Below are 14,349 nucleotides of genomic sequence, written 5' to 3'. Positions count from 1 at the left end.
GGCGGCGGGCTCAGGCGGCGGCGAGCTTGGCCGCGGAGTCGGCGTCGACGCACGCCTGGATCACCGCGTCGAGGTCGCCGTCGAGCACCTGGTCCAAGTTGTACGCCTTGAAGCCCACGCGGTGGTCCGAGATCCGGTTTTCCGGGAAGTTGTACGTCCGGATCTTCTCGGACCGGTCGACCGTACGCACCTGGCTGCGACGTACGTCCGAAGCCTCCTGCTCGGCGGCCTCCTGGGCGGCGGCGAGGAGCCGGGAGCGCAGGATGCGCATGGCCTGCTCCTTGTTCTGGAGCTGGCTCTTCTCGTTCTGGCAGGAGGCGACGACGCCGGTGGGCAGGTGGGTGATGCGCACGGCGGAGTCGGTCGTGTTGACGGACTGGCCGCCGGGGCCCGAGGAGCGGTAGACGTCGATGCGCAGGTCGTTGGCGTGGATCTCGACGTCGACCTCCTCGGCCTCGGGCGTCACGAGGACGCCGGCGGCGGAGGTGTGGATGCGGCCCTGGGACTCGGTGGAGGGCACGCGCTGCACGCGGTGCACGCCGCCCTCGTACTTCATCCGGGCCCAGACGCCCTGGCCGGGCTCGGTGGCACCGTTGCCGCCCTTGGTCTTCACGGCGACCTGGACGTCCTTGTAGCCGCCGAGCTCGGACTCGGTGGAGTCGATGATCTCGGTCTTCCAGCCGACGCGCTCGGCGTAGCGCAGGTACATGCGCAGCAGATCGCCGGCGAACAGCGCGGACTCGTCACCGCCCGCCCCGGCCTTGATCTCCAGGAGCACGTCCTTGTCGTCGCTGGGGTCGCGGGGGACGAGCAGGAGGCGCAGCTTCTCGGTGAGCTCCTCGCGCTGCTGTTCCAGGTCCTTGACCTCGGCGGCGAAGTCGGGGTCGTCGGCGGCGAACTCGCGGGCGGTCTCGATGTCGTCGCCGGACTGCTTCCAGGAGCGGTACGTCGCGACGATCGGGGTCAGCTCCGCGTAGCGCTTGTTGAGCTTGCGCGCGTTGCCCTGGTCGGCGTGGACCGCGGGGTCGGCGAGCTGCTTCTCGAGATCGGCGTGCTCGCCGATCAGTTCCTCGACCGCCTCGAACATCTCGGGCTCCTGGTTCCTTCGCTCGTCGTGCCTGCCGGCCGGTGGGTTGCCTGCCGGGGCCGGGGTACGGAGACCCCGTGCCCGGACCGGAAAAAAACGCCGGTCGCGGCGCCCCCGGGAAAGAGGGCGCCGCGGACCGGCGCGGACGGCTCGCTACTTGCCGGCGGCCTTGGCGCCCTTGCCGAAGCGGGCCTCGAAGCGGGCCACACGGCCACCGGTGTCGAGGATCTTCTGCTTGCCCGTGTAGAACGGGTGGCACTCGGAGCAGACCTCGGCACGGATGGTGCCGCTGTCCAGCGTGGAGCGGGTGGTGAACGACGCGCCACAGGTGCAGCTGACCTGCGTCTCGACGTACTGGGGGTGGATTTCGCGCTTCAAGGGTGTCTCCTAGGTTCGGGAGGGCACCGGGTCGTACGCGCGGATTGCGCGTCCGTGAACCGGGGCCGACGTACCAGTCTGCCAGGACCGGCCGTATCTCCCAAAACGAGGGTGGACGGCCGGGTATTCCCCCGGCGCTTCGGCTCAGCGGACGATCTTGCCCGCGTCGCCCTTGTCGCCCGCCGACTGCTTCGTCGCGGAGGCGGGGATCGGCCTGTCGGCGTTCAGTGCGTCCCAGACCTGCTTGTCGGCCCTCTCCAGCGGGACGACGCGGTTGGGGTCCGCGGGGTCGTACTGGACGGGCAGGGTCACCATGCTGACGTCGTCCGAGCCGAGCCCCTTGAGGCCCTTCGCGAAGCCGGCGAGCTCGGTGACCGAGCCCAGGTCGGAGTCGGTGGTGATGGCCTTGGTGGCGGTGTCGGCGATCCCGTAGAGCTTGCTGCCGTTGAACACGCCCACGCTCTTGACCTGCTGCATCAGCGCCTTGATGAACGCCTGCTGGAGCTGGATGCGGCCGAGGTCGCTGCCGTCGCCGACGCTCTTGCGGGTGCGTACGAGGCCGAGGGACTGCTCGCCGTCCAGGGTGTGGGTGCCGGGCGCGAGGTCGAGGTGGCTCTTGGGGTCGTCGATCGCCTCGGTGGTGGTGATCCCGACGCCGCCGAGCTTGTCGACGAGCTTCTTGAAGCCGGTGAAGTCGACCTCGATGTAGTGGTCCATGCGGATGCCGGACATCGACTCGACGGTCTTGACCGCGCAGGCCGGCCCGCCGACCTCGTACGCCGTGTTGAACATGGCGCGCTGCTGCCCGGGCACGGGCTCGCCGCTGACGTCGCCGGTGCAGTCGGGCCGGGTGACGAGGGTGTCGCGCGGGACGGAGACCACACTCGCGGACTTGTGGCCCTTGTTGACGTGGACGATCATCGCGGTGTCCGAGCGGGCCGCGCCCTCGTCGGCGCCGTACTCGCCGTTCGCGCCGGAGCGGGAGTCGGAACCGAGGACGAGGATGTCCTCCGAGCCGTTGTCGACGTTCTCGGGGCGGTCCTTGCCGAGCGCGGTGTTGATGTCGACGGCCTTGAGGTTGCCGTTGAGGTGCACGTACGCGTATCCGAGCCCCGCTCCGCCGACGACGACGGCACCGGCCAGGCTCCAGACGGCTATGCGCGAGGCCCTGCGGCGGCGGGACGGCTTCCTCCGGCGCTTGCCGGTGGCCCGTATTCGGCTGCTGCTCCCGCTTCGGTCGCTCATCGCTCTCCTCGTTCCGTCGGCTGCTTCCGGCTACCCCCTGCAGTGGCGAGCGGGTCTGTGTGCCGCTTTGTCGCGCTTGTTCGTCACTCATGGGTACGACGCGGCGGCGACAAGAAGGGTTGCACAGGCGGCTGTGGCCTCCGGATGAGCGCGGAACGCCTCGCGCGGGCGCGCGGACGGCCCGCGCTCCGGCGTTCACCTGCGGTTTCGTGGCTCGTACAACGGTCGTACGAGGCCGCGCGCGCGGGCGGCCGTGTGGCGAAGGTCTCGGAACGGCAACGGCGTACGGCACAGGGCCGCCCCCGCACCGGAGTGCGGGGGCGGCCCTGTGTGCCTGCCGGAGGGGCGACGACTAGTCGTTGTTGCCCGGGGCCGGCGTGGTCTTCTGGATCTGGAGCAGGAACTCCGCGTTGGACTGGGTCTTCTTCATCCGGTCCAGCAGGAGCTCGATGGCCTGCTGCTGGTCGAGCGCGTGCAGCACCCGGCGCAGCTTCCAGACGATCCCCAACTCCTCGCTGCCGAGCAGGATTTCCTCCTTGCGGGTGGAGGACGCGTCGACGTCCACCGCCGGGAAGATCCGCTTGTCGGAGAGCTTGCGGTCGAGCTTGAGCTCCATGTTGCCGGTGCCCTTGAACTCCTCGAAGATCACCTCGTCCATGCGCGAGCCGGTCTCGACGAGCGCGGTGGCCAGGATGGTCAGCGAGCCGCCGTCCTCGATGTTGCGCGCGGCACCGAAGAAGCGCTTCGGCGGGTAGAGCGCGGTCGAGTCGACACCACCGGACAGGATGCGGCCGGAGGCCGGGGCGGCGAGGTTGTACGCGCGTCCCAGGCGGGTGATCGAGTCCAGCAGGACGACCACGTCGTGACCCAGCTCGACGAGGCGCTTGGCGCGCTCGATGGCCAGCTCGGCGACGGTGGTGTGGTCCTCGGCGGGGCGGTCGAAGGTCGAGGAGATGACCTCGCCCTTCACCGACCGCTGCATGTCGGTGACCTCTTCCGGACGCTCGTCGACGAGGACGACCATCAGGTGGCACTCGGGGCTGTTGACCGTGATCGCGTTGGCGATGGCCTGCAGGATCATGGTCTTACCGGTCTTCGGCGGGGCCACGATCAGACCGCGCTGGCCCTTGCCGATGGGGGCGACCAGGTCGATGATCCGCGTCGTCAGGATGTTGGAGTCGGTCTCCAGACGGAGCCGGTCCTGCGGGTAGAGCGGGGTCAGCTTCTGGAACTCGGGACGGCCGCGGCCGGATTCGGGCGCTCCGGCGTTGACCGAGTCGAGGCGGACCAGCGCGTTGAACTTCTCGCGGCGCTCGCCGTCCTTGGGCTGGCGCACGGCACCGGTGACGTGGTCGCCCTTGCGCAGGCCGTTCTTGCGGACCTGGGCGAGCGAGACGTACACGTCGTTCGGGCCGGGCAGGTAGCCGGAGGTCCGGATGAACGCGTAGTTGTCGAGGATGTCCAGGATGCCCGCGACGGGGATCAGGACGTCGTCGTCGGTGACGGGCGGGGCGTCGCTCGCGAAGTCGTCGCGTCCGCGACGGCCCCGGCGGTCGCGGTAGCGCCCGCGCCGGCCACGGCGGCCGCCCTCGTCGTCGAAGCCGTCGTCCTGGGGGCCGTTGTTGCCGCCCTGGCTCTGGCCGCCGCCGCCGCTCTGGCGCCGGCCGCCCTGCTGGTCGTCGCCCTTGCCGCGCTGGCGGTCGCGCTGGCGGTCCCGGCGCTGCTCGCCGCGGTCGCCCCGGTCACCGCGCTGGCCGCGGTCCTGGCGGTCGCCGCGACGCCCCTCGGCGTTGTCGGCACCGGCCTCGGCCTTGGCGTCGGAGCGGTCCTCGGCGGGCGCCTCGTGCTTCTGGTCCTGCTTCGGCTCGTCCTGGGCGCGGTCCTTGGTCTGCGCCTTGGCGTCCGGCTTGCTCTCCGGGCTGCCCGCCTGGGCGGTGGCACGGCGGCGACGGCGCTCGCCCGCGGGCTGGTCGTCGCTGGCCGGCTGGCCCGGGATGTCGATCTGCTGCTGGGCCGCGGCCTTGTCGGCGGGCTCGGCGGCGGTCTCGTCGGCCGCGCCGGTGCGCGCCTTGGAGGTGGCGCGGCGCTTCGGCTTGGTCTCCGCCGCTTCGGCGGGGGCCGCGGAGGCCTTGGCCTTGGGGGCGGAGGAGCCGCCGCCGGCCTGGGTCTCCTTGATGACCTCGATCAGCTGGCTCTTGCGCATCCGCGCGGTGCCCTTGATACCGAGGCCGGACGCGACCTGCTGCAGCTCGGCCAGGACCATGCCCTCAAGGCCGGTGCCGGAGCGGCGGCGCCGTGCGGTGGTGCCAGTGGCAGCACCTTCGGCGGGCGCGGCGCTGTCGACGCTCTTGTCGGCAGTCACGCCCATCAGATCGGTGGTGTCGCTCACGAAGGGTCCTTCCCTGGAGCGGACGTCGGCCTTCTGGCTCGGCGACCGGTTGTGCTGTCCGGCTGCGGTCCTCGGTTGGTGCGGCCCGTGCCGGGGCGGTGGTCCGCCGGATGGAACGGCGGAGGGATGGGGTGTGCTGGGGCCCGGCGCGAGCATCCCCCTGCTCGGCCCACTCCTGGACGAGCGAGGGGTGTCGTGCCGGTTCCGGAGCGTGCTCGCAACTGCTCAGGCAGGCTGCTCAGGCAGTTGGGGAGGCTCCCGGAAGAAATGGTGGTCCCGAAGGGGACACGAAGCAACGCGCCTCATGGACGTCGGTTGCAGACTTGAGGTTAACACTACCGGCTCCAACAAACATTCCCCCTCTCCCTCACCGGCAATCACTTCTCGGCCAGCAGCCTCGCGTGCTACGCGGCCAGCGGCAGGACGCTCGCGCCCCGGGCGTCGAGAGCGAGCCGGTTGGCCGCCCATCCCTCGCCCGCCAGCGCGGCGACCTTGTCGGCCGCGCCGTCCTCGGCCAGGGCCAGCACCGTCGGTCCCGCGCCGGAGATGACCGCGGGGACGCCCTCGGCGCGCAGCCGGCCGACGAGTTCGACGCTTTCGGCCATTGCGGGCGCGCGGTAGTCCTGGTGCAGCCGGTCCTCGGTGGCCGTGAGCAGGAGCTCGGGGCGCCTGGTCAGGGCCTCGACGAGGAGGGCGGCCCGGCCGGCGTTGAAGGCGGCGTCGACGTGCGGGACCGTACGCGGCAGGAGGCCGCGGGCGGTCTCGGTGAGCACCGGCTTGCCGGGGACGAAAACCACCGGAACGATGGAATCAGCGGGATCCATCCGGATCGCGCGGGCGGAGGACCCGTCCATCCAGGCGAGCGTGAATCCGCCGAGCAGGCAGGCCGCGACGTTGTCGGGGTGGCCCTCGATCTCGGTGGCCAGCTCCAGCAGGGCCGCGTCGTCGAGGCGGGCGTCACCGCCGGTCGTCACGGCGCGGGCGGCGACGATCCCGGCGCAGATGGCGGCGGAGGAGGAGCCGAGGCCGCGCCCGTGCGGGATGCGGTTGGCGCAGACGATCTCCAGGCCGCGGGGCTGTCCGCCGAGCAGGTCGAAGGCGGTGCGCAGGGACCGTACGAGCAGGTGCTTCTCGTCGCGGGGCAGGGTGTCCGCGCCCTCGCCGGCGATGTCGATGTGCAGTCCGGAGTCGGCGACGCGGACGACGACGTCGTCGTACAGGCCGAGCGACAGGCCGAGGGCGTCGAAACCGGGGCCGAGGTTGGCGCTGGTCGCGGGGACGCGCACCCGGACGGCGGCGGCTCGGAAGGCGGGACCGGCCATCGCTGTGACGACTCTCCTTGTGAAGGCGGCGGGGATTCGGGGCGCTGCGACTGCGGGGATGGTGTTCGGGGGGAGCCGCAACGGCCCGGGCACCCCGGCAGATGCGGCGGGGCGGGTTGGGTACAGCTTATCGAAGGAAGGTTCTGCGGCGACATAGGGCGCACAGGAGGCGCACGATGCGTGTCGCACGCCCGCGATGCGCTCTCGTACCGGAAGGGGCCGGTCGGGGGCCCTTTCTGACGAGGCGTCGCGCGCGGAGCCCCGGGCCGTCGTCCGGACCGGCCCGGGGGTGTACGCGTTACGTGGTTACGCCAGGCCCAGCTTCTCGGCGGCGGCGGCCGCGTCGACCGGGACGGTGACCGGCTGCGGGGCGCCCGCGACGGCCCAGTCGGGGTCCTTGAGGCCGTTGCCGGTCACCGTGCAGACGATGCGCTGGCCGGGGTCGACCTTGCCCTCCTCGGCGGCCTTGAGCAGACCGGCGACGGACGCGGCCGAGGCGGGCTCCACGAAGACGCCCTCCTGGGAGGCCAACAGCCGGTAGGCGGACAGGATCTGACGGTCCGTGACCTCGTCGATGAAGCCGCCGGACTCGTCGCGCGCGGCGAGCGCGTAGTTCCAGGAGGCCGGGTTGCCGATCCGGATCGCGGTGGCGATGGTCGACGGGTCCTTGACGATCTCGCCGCGCACGATGGGCGCGGAGCCGGAGGCCTGGAAGCCCCACATCCGCGGCTTGTGCGTCGACATGCCGTCACCGGCGTACTCGGTGTAGCCCTTCCAGTACGCGGTGATGTTGCCCGCGTTACCGACCGGCAGGACGTGGATGTCCGGGGCGTCGCCGAGCGCGTCGACGATCTCGAACGCGGCGGTCTTCTGGCCCTCGATACGGACCGGGTTGACCGAATTGACCAGCGCGACCGGGTAGTTGTCCGAGAGCGAGCGGGCCAGCGTCAGGCAGTCGTCGAAGTTGCCGTCGACCTGGAGGATCTTGGCGCCGTGCACGAGCGCCTGGCCCATCTTGCCGAGCGCGATCTTGCCCTGCGGCACGAGGACCGCGCAGACCATCCCGGCCCGCACCGCGTAGGCGGCGGCGGAGGCGGAGGTGTTGCCGGTGGAGGCGCAGATGACGGCCTGCGCGCCCTCCTCCTTGGCCCGGGTGATGGCCATGGTCATGCCGCGGTCCTTGAAGGACCCGGTGGGGTTGGCGCCCTCGACCTTGAGGTGCACCTCGCAGCCCGTGCGCTCGGAGAGGACCTGAGCGGGTACGAGCGGCGTACCGCCCTCACGGAGCGTGACGACCGGCGTCGTGCTCGTGACCGGGAGACGGTCCCGGTACTCCTCGATGATGCCGCGCCACTGGTGGGTGCCCTTGGTGGTCATGGGTCCTTACTCCCCTTCAACACGCATGATGCTGGCGACACCGCGCACGGTGTCGAGCTTGCGCAGCGCCTCGACGGTCCCGGAGAGGGCGGCGTCGGGCGCGCGGTGGGTGACGACGACGAGGGACGCCTCGCCGTCGGTTTCCTGACTGTCCGGCCGGCTCTGCTGGCGGACCGTATCGATGGATACGCCCTGGTCGGCGAAGACCGTCGCGACCTGGGCGAGCACGCCCGGCTTGTCGGCCACGTCGAGGCTGATGTGGTACCGCGTGACGACGTCGCCCATGGGGCTCACCGGCAGACGCGTGTACGCGGACTCGCCGGGCCCGGGGGCCTCGTTGAGCTTGTTGCGGCAGACGGCCACGAGGTCGCCGAGCACCGCGGACGCGGTGGGCGCACCGCCCGCGCCGGGGCCGTAGAACATCAGCTGCCCGGCGGCCTCCGCCTCGACGAACACCGCGTTGTACGCCTCGCGGACGGAGGCGAGCGGGTGGCTCAGCGGGATCATCGCGGGGTGCACGCGGGCCGTGACGGAGCGCCCGTCGGCGGCGCGCTCGCAGATGGCGAGGAGCTTGACGGTGCAGCCCATGCGGCGGGCGGACGCGATGTCGGCTGCGGTGACCTCGGTGATGCCCTCGCGGTGCACGTCGCCGATGCGGACCCGGGTGTGGAAGGCGATGCCGGCCAGGATCGCGGCCTTGGCGGCGGCGTCGAAGCCCTCCACGTCGGCGGTGGGGTCGGCCTCCGCGTAACCGAGAGCGGTGGCCTCGTCGAGCGCCTCGGAGTAGCCGGCGCCGCTGGTGTCCATCTTGTCGAGGATGAAGTTGGTGGTGCCGTTGACGATGCCGAGCACCCGGTTCACCTTGTCGCCCGCGAGGGACTCGCGCAGTGGGCGTACGAGCGGGATGGCACCGGCCACGGCGGCCTCGTAGTAGAGGTCCCGGCCGTGCTGCTCGGCGGCGGCGTGCAGGGCGGCGCCGTCCTCGGCGAGCAGCGCCTTGTTGGCGGAGACGACGCTCGCGCCGTGCTCGAACGCGGTCCTGATCAGCGTGCGGGCGGGCTCGATGCCGCCGATGACCTCGATGACGACGTCGATGTCGCCCCGTTTGACGAGGGCGGTCGCGTCCGTGGTGATCAGCGCGGGGTCGATGCCCTCGCGCACCTTGGAGGGCCGGCGCACGGCCACACCGGCGAGCTCCACCGGCGCGCCGATGCGCGCCGTGAGGTCGTCGGCGTGCGTCGTCATGATGCGCGCCACCTCTGAGCCGACCACACCGCAGCCCAGCAGCGCCACCTTCAGCGGACGCGTACGCATCATCCGACCTCGTTTCCTTTACACCTGTTGTACGGACCAGTCTCACTCACCGGACGGGTGTTCCTGCCACCCGTCCGGATCCTGAGATGTTTACCGGGACAGCGTGGTACGCCCCCGGAAATACGGCTTCAGCCGACGTCGAGACGCAGGAGATCTTCCTCCGTCTCGCGCCGGACGATCACCCGCGCCTCCCCGTCCCGCACGGCGACGACCGGCGGGCGCAGGGCGTGGTTGTAGTTGCTCGCCATGGAACGGCAGTACGCGCCGGTGGCGGGCACGGCGATCAGGTCGCCGGGGGCCAGGTCGGCCGGCAGGTAGGCGTCCTTGACCACGATGTCGCCGCTCTCGCAGTGCTTGCCGACGACCCGGACGAGCATCGGTTCGGCGTCCGAGGTGCGCGAGGCGAGCGAGACGCTGTACTCGGCGTCGTACAGCGCGGTGCGGATGTTGTCCGACATGCCGCCGTCGACGCTGACGTAGGTGCGCAGGCCCTCCAGAGGCTTGACCGTGCCGACCTCGTACAGCGTGAAGGCGGTCGGGCCGACGATGGCGCGGCCGGGTTCCACGGAGATACGGGGGGTGGCGAGCCCGGCGGCCTCGCACTCGCGGGTCACGATGTCGCCGAGCGACTTGGCGATCTCGTGCGGCTCGCGCGGGTCGTCGTCGGAGGTGTACGCGATGCCGAGGCCGCCGCCCAGGTCGATCTCGGGCAGCTCGACGCCGTGCTCGTCGCGCACCTCGGCGAGCAGCTGCACGACGCGGCGCGCGGAGACCTCGAAGCCGGCCATGTCGAAGATCTGCGAGCCGATGTGCGAGTGGATGCCGACGAGTTCGAGCCCGTCCAGGGTGAGCGCCCGGCGCACGGCCTCGGCGGCCTGCCCCCCGGCCAGCGCGATCCCGAACTTCTGGTCCTCGTGGGCGGTGGCGATGAACTCGTGGGTGTGCGCCTCGACGCCGACGGTCACCCGGATCTGGACGCGCTGGCGCCTGCCGAGGCCCTGCGCGATGTGCGCGACGCGGGCGATCTCCTGGAAGGAGTCGAGGACGATGCGCCCGACGCCCGCCGCGACGGCCCGCTCGATCTCGTCGACGGTCTTGTTGTTGCCGTGGAAGGCGATGCGCTCGGCGGGCATCCCGGCGTCGAGCGCGGTGGCCAGCTCGCCGCCCGAGCAGACGTCGAGGTTGAGCCCCTCCTCCTTGAGCCAGCGCACGACCGCCCGGGAGAGGAACGCCTTGCCGGCGTAGAAGACGTCGGCCCCCGGCCCGAAGGCGTCGGACCAGGCGCGGCAGCGGGCCCGGAAGTCGGCCTCGTCCAGGAAGTAGGCGGGGGTGCCGAACTCCTCGGCCAGTCGGGAGACCGTGAGCCCGCCGACGGTCACCGCCCCGTGCTCGTCGCGGGTGACGGTGTGGGACCACACCTTCTCGTCGAGGACGTTGAGGTCGTCGGCGGGGGCGAAGTAGTGGCCCTCGGACATGACGTCGGCGTGACGGGGTCCGGCGGGGTGTGCGGATCGGCTCATCGTGTGGCTCTGCTCTCTCGGGTCTTCAGAGGTGTTCGGGCGCGCTCACGCCGAGCAGGGACAGGCCGCCGGCCAGCACAGCCCCGGCGGCTTCGGCGACGGCCGTCCGGGAGCGGTGGGCGGCCGAGGGTTTCTCGTCCCCGACGGGCAGCGATGGGGCGGCGTCGTGGAAGTCGAAGAAGGCCCCCGCGACCGCTTCGAGGTGCCGGGCGAGCCGGTCGGGGGCGCGGTGCCGGGCCGCTGCGGCGAGTACGGCGGGGTGCGCGTCGAGCAGCGCGAGCAGGGTGTCGGCCCCGGTGGCGTCGATGTCCTCGCCGTCCCCCGCGACGGCGACACCGAGCCGTCCCGCGCCCCGGAGGACGGCACGGGCGCGGGCGTATGCGTAACGGACCCGGAAGAGGGCGTTGGCCTCGGTCTGCACGAGCAGCTCGGGCCCGAGGGGCGCGTGGTCGTGCCCGGCGGGCCGGAGCAGCCCCCAGCGGGTGGCGTCGGGGCCGAGGCGGGTGAGCAGGGCGGCGGCGGTGTGCCCGGCGGGGACGGGGCGGATGGGGGCTTCCGCCTGGGCACCGGGGGCTTCCGCGCTCACCCCGAGCCGCGCCCACTCCGGATCCGGCTCCCCCTCACAGCTGACGCGTACGACGGCCCCCTGGGCGCTCAGCAGCCGGCGGAGGGCATCGGCGGTGACAGCGGCCCGGACCTCACGGGCGTGTACGAGGCTCAGCCGCTGTCCGGCGAGGGCGTCCCCGTACCCGTACCGCTCCCCTCGCTCCCGTACCCGGTGCACGAGGTCGCGGTGGGCGGCGGCGCCGGCCGACGCGTCGAGCGTGAAGTTGAGGAAGCCGGGCCCGGTGATCTCGACACCGGCGACTCCGGGGGCGCCGGCGAGCCGGTCGCGCAGGATCTCGGCGACCTCGCGGGCCCCGAGGCCGGCGGGGCCGGCGAGCTGGAGCGCGACGGCGCTGGCGTACTCCCCGCGGCCGCCGGGCCGGGTCCTCTCCACCCGTACGCGCGCGGGCACGGGCGCGCGCAGGGCGTCCTCGCGGACCGCGCGGCGCACGGCGTGCAGCACGGTCGTGGAGAGGTCGACGGGGGTCACGGGACCAGCGTATGGGAGGGAGGGGGGGCCTTCGCGAACCGGTTTCGCCATGCGGTCAACCGGCGGCGCTCTCCGCCCGCCCGGCACCGGGCCCGCCGTCGAGCGCGGCCGTCCGGCCGCGCTCGATCAGCCGACGCACGAGCCGCACGAGCTCGCTCGGCTCGAAGGGCTTGGCGAGGAACGCGTCGACCCCGGCGGCGACCCCGTGGTCCACCTCGTACGGCGTGCAGGCGCTGACGATCGCGAGGGGCAGGTGCCCGGTGCGGGGGTCGGAGCGCAGCCGGGTCGCGGTCTGCAAACCGTCCAGCCGGGGCATGGCGACGTCGAGTGTGATCACATCGGGGCGGACCCGGTGCACGAGATCCAGACACTCGGCACCATCGCCCGCGGTCACGACCTCGAAGCCCTCCAGCTCGAGGTTGACCCTGATCAACTGCCGGATGACCTTGTTGTCGTCGACAACAAGCACGCGGCCGCATGCCCCAGACACCCTTCGAGAGTAGGTGGGCCGGAGGGGCTGCGTCCGGGTTTTGCCCACTTCCGCCCCCGGAGGAGGCCCCGCGAGATTGGCCGGATGTGTGTACGAGGGGTCTCCCGCCGGCGCCCGATGACGCGGAATACCTGTTCACGGGCACCCTGCGGAAGCTGGTAGTGTTTCACCCGTCGCAGAGCAACACAGCGATACGCCCCCGTAGCTCAGGGGATAGAGCATCGGCCTCCGGAGCCGGGTGCGCAGGTTCGAATCCTGCCGGGGGCACTTCGCGAGAAGTGCCAAAGAAGCCTCTGACCTGCTGAACTGCAAGTCAGAGGCTTTCTTTCATGCCAGAACACGGCAGTGGCACCGTACGCGCGCCTTCCGGCGGTCGAGCCTTCAGGCCCAGGGCTCCTTCCGCCCAGTCCCCGCGTCGCACTTCGAGGCCGGCCCCACCGGGCTCCCGGGGCAGCCGCATCGCCATGTCCGGCCTGACGGTTTCCACGGCTACCGCCAGGCACGGACAAGGTCCTCCGGGTCCCAGTGCGCCGCCAGAGGCAGGTCGCCCTCGACACCGCAACGGGACACCGCGACCAGCGGCGTGTTCGGCTCGGCACCGGGCACGGCGAGCATGTCCCGCACCAGGGCGTCGTACTCACGACGGCCGAACGGCTGCGACTCCAACCACTTCACCGAGCCGATGAAGTGAACCCGCCCTGCCGCGGGTTCACGGTCGGCTCCGATCAGGTCGATCTCCGGGTTGTTCTGCCGGTTCCACCAGCCCCCGACCGCCTCCGTCTGCGGCCACCTCTCATCGGGCAGCAGCCGCAGCAACGACTCGCGGACGACCGGCTCGACGGCCCGGCCCCGCCAGGTCATCCACGACCGCTCGATGCGCTCCAGCGCCAGATCACCACGGCCACGCTCGATGAGCGGGATCCCACGCTGCAGGAATGCCAGCCAGAACCGGAGATACGGATCGGCGATCCGGTAGCGCTTGTTCTTGCTGTCCGCCTTGACAGAGAGCGGCAGGTCAGCGGCCAGGACGCGCTTGGCCAGCAGCGTGTTCAACAACGGAGACAGCGTGCCCGAGGGCAGCGCGCCCCCACCGCCGGCTTGTGCGGCAATGGTGGAAAAGGTCCGCTCGCCGCTACCGACCGCTTCCAGGATCGCGCGCGAGTGGGATGCCTCGGGAAACTCCCCCAGCAGAGACAGTTCGCCTGCCACCAACAGCGGCGCAAGCGGATTGGACACAGCCTCGCGCAGGAAGTCCCTGGGGCCCATCCCCGTCCGCCAGGACTGAACGATCTCCGGGAACCCTCCGGTGATCAGCAGCGCGTCCACGGCTTCCGCCGCGCCGAGCCCGGTCATCGCCTGCACATCGGCCAGATGCAGCGGCTGTACGGTCATCTTGGCTGCCCGGCCGAAAAACGGGCGCCCATAGGACTGCAGCGCCTCCATCACCGACATGTCGCTGCCTACCAGGATCAACAGGACGGGCTTGGCGGACAGGTGCCGGCCCCAGACCGTCTGCAGCGCCCCCTCGAACTCCCCGTCCTGCTCCACCAGCCACGGCACCTCGTCGAGCACCGCAATGCTCGGGACATCGTCCGGAACCGCGACCGCCAGGGAGCGCAGCGCCTGGTTCCAGTCGGAGGCCTGCAGACCGGCCACCAACTCAGCCCCGGGAAGAGGGGAATGCGCCAGCGTCGCGGCGAAGTCCGCCCGCTCGGCCACGGCATTGCGTCCCCGGGTCGCTTGGAAGACCGCGTAGGGAAGCCCGGAACGGTCGCAGAACTCCTGGACCAGACGGGACTTGCCCACCCGGCGCCGGCCCGTCACGATCACAGCCTGACCACGGGTGGCGCCCGTACCGCCGACCACCAGACCCAGTTGCCGAGCCAGCTGATCCAGGTCGGCAGACCTGCCCTTGAACTTCATCGGAGCTCCAGCCTGATCCCCATAAAACATAGATTCGATATTACGTAGATTGCATCTTACTTAGGTTAACTCGCACTGCCGTCGTCGGCAGCCCCGCCGAGACAACGGCGCAGCGGAGAACGCCCTCGTAGCCGGGGCTGGACGCCTTCCGCGCTGATCAGGGCCGCGCTCCACCCGTCGCATTCCGGCAGGGGCGTCCGCCAGGAGC

At 71.5% G+C, this 14,349-nt stretch carries 11 protein-coding genes and 1 tRNA gene; 1 reads left to right on the top strand and 11 read right to left on the bottom strand.

Annotation, left to right across the window (positions count from 1 at the left end):
* Positions 1 to 10: 10 nt before the first annotated feature.
* The 10 genes from prfA to OG242_RS22730 all read right to left on the bottom strand — a co-directional run bounded on the left by prfA (position 11) and on the right by OG242_RS22730 (position 12,197).
* Entirely contained in the window at positions 11 to 1,087 is a 1,077-nt protein-coding gene (gene prfA / locus OG242_RS22775; RefSeq protein ID WP_093706163.1) for a peptide chain release factor 1, read from the bottom strand.
* A gap of 153 nt (positions 1,088 to 1,240) precedes the next feature.
* Positions 1,241 to 1,465 carry a 50S ribosomal protein L31 gene (gene rpmE / locus OG242_RS22770; protein WP_360860042.1) on the bottom strand — a complete coding sequence of 75 codons (225 nt, stop codon included), beginning with the start codon at positions 1,463 to 1,465 and terminating at the stop codon, positions 1,241 to 1,243.
* A 144-nt stretch (positions 1,466 to 1,609) separates the two neighbouring features.
* Positions 1,610 to 2,710 (bottom strand): LCP family protein, encoded by a 1,101-nt coding sequence (locus OG242_RS22765; RefSeq protein ID WP_405899913.1) that lies wholly within the window; start codon positions 2,708 to 2,710, stop codon positions 1,610 to 1,612.
* A gap of 352 nt (positions 2,711 to 3,062) precedes the next feature.
* The gene (rho, locus tag OG242_RS22760) at positions 3,063 to 5,099 is read right to left on the bottom strand and encodes a transcription termination factor Rho (RefSeq protein ID WP_405899912.1); all 2,037 of its coding nucleotides are present in this window, start codon (positions 5,097 to 5,099) and stop codon (positions 3,063 to 3,065) included.
* 404 nt (positions 5,100 to 5,503) lie between these two features.
* Positions 5,504 to 6,421 carry a homoserine kinase gene (gene thrB / locus OG242_RS22755; RefSeq protein WP_405899911.1) on the bottom strand — a complete coding sequence of 306 codons (918 nt, stop codon included), beginning with the start codon at positions 6,419 to 6,421 and terminating at the stop codon, positions 5,504 to 5,506.
* 306 nt (positions 6,422 to 6,727) lie between these two features.
* Positions 6,728 to 7,798, bottom strand: a complete 1,071-nt coding sequence (thrC, locus tag OG242_RS22750; protein ID WP_405899910.1) for a threonine synthase — start codon at positions 7,796 to 7,798, stop codon at positions 6,728 to 6,730.
* Between the two features lie 6 nt (positions 7,799 to 7,804).
* Positions 7,805 to 9,115 (bottom strand): homoserine dehydrogenase, encoded by a 1,311-nt coding sequence (locus OG242_RS22745; RefSeq protein WP_177153931.1) that lies wholly within the window; start codon positions 9,113 to 9,115, stop codon positions 7,805 to 7,807.
* 125 nt (positions 9,116 to 9,240) lie between these two features.
* On the bottom strand, positions 9,241 to 10,632 hold the full coding sequence (gene lysA / locus OG242_RS22740; protein WP_405899909.1) for a diaminopimelate decarboxylase: 1,392 nt from the start codon (positions 10,630 to 10,632) through the stop codon (positions 9,241 to 9,243).
* Between the two features lie 25 nt (positions 10,633 to 10,657).
* Positions 10,658 to 11,728: an ArgS-related anticodon-binding protein NrtL gene (gene nrtL, locus OG242_RS22735; protein WP_405899908.1), complete on the bottom strand. Its 1,071-nt coding sequence runs from the start codon at positions 11,726 to 11,728 to the stop codon at positions 10,658 to 10,660.
* Between the two features lie 55 nt (positions 11,729 to 11,783).
* Positions 11,784 to 12,197, bottom strand: a complete 414-nt coding sequence (locus OG242_RS22730; RefSeq protein ID WP_405899907.1) for a response regulator — start codon at positions 12,195 to 12,197, stop codon at positions 11,784 to 11,786.
* Positions 12,198 to 12,413: 216 nt separating this feature from the next.
* Between OG242_RS22730 and OG242_RS22725 the strand changes: the two genes are divergently transcribed.
* Positions 12,414 to 12,485 (top strand) — tRNA-Arg (locus OG242_RS22725).
* A 222-nt stretch (positions 12,486 to 12,707) separates the two neighbouring features.
* Here the strand turns inward: OG242_RS22725 and OG242_RS22720 are convergent.
* Positions 12,708 to 14,141 (bottom strand): ATP-binding protein, encoded by a 1,434-nt coding sequence (locus OG242_RS22720; protein WP_405899906.1) that lies wholly within the window; start codon positions 14,139 to 14,141, stop codon positions 12,708 to 12,710.
* Between the last annotated feature and the right edge of the window lie 208 nt (positions 14,142 to 14,349).

Source organism: Streptomyces sp. NBC_00727, assembly GCF_045161745.1.
Taxonomy (GTDB): domain Bacteria; phylum Actinomycetota; class Actinomycetes; order Streptomycetales; family Streptomycetaceae; genus Streptomyces.
Note: the sequence above shows the minus strand (reverse complement) of the source record. Positions and strands in the feature narration are given on the sequence as shown.

What these genes read in the sequence shown, in the direction of transcription:
- prfA (WP_093706163.1), bottom strand. Translation starts at nt 1,087, where the DNA reads ATGTTCGAGGCGGTCGAGGAACTGATCGGCGAGCACGCCGATCTCGAG.
- OG242_RS22765 (WP_405899913.1), bottom strand. Translation starts at nt 2,710, where the DNA reads ATGAGCGACCGAAGCGGGAGCAGCAGCCGAATACGGGCCACCGGCAAG.
- thrB (WP_405899911.1), bottom strand. Translation starts at nt 6,421, where the DNA reads ATGGCCGGTCCCGCCTTCCGAGCCGCCGCCGTCCGGGTGCGCGTCCCC.
- thrC (WP_405899910.1), bottom strand. Translation starts at nt 7,798, where the DNA reads ATGACCACCAAGGGCACCCACCAGTGGCGCGGCATCATCGAGGAGTAC.
- OG242_RS22745 (WP_177153931.1), bottom strand. Translation starts at nt 9,115, where the DNA reads ATGATGCGTACGCGTCCGCTGAAGGTGGCGCTGCTGGGCTGCGGTGTG.
- lysA (WP_405899909.1), bottom strand. Translation starts at nt 10,632, where the DNA reads ATGAGCCGATCCGCACACCCCGCCGGACCCCGTCACGCCGACGTCATG.
- OG242_RS22720 (WP_405899906.1), bottom strand. Translation starts at nt 14,141, where the DNA reads ATGAAGTTCAAGGGCAGGTCTGCCGACCTGGATCAGCTGGCTCGGCAA.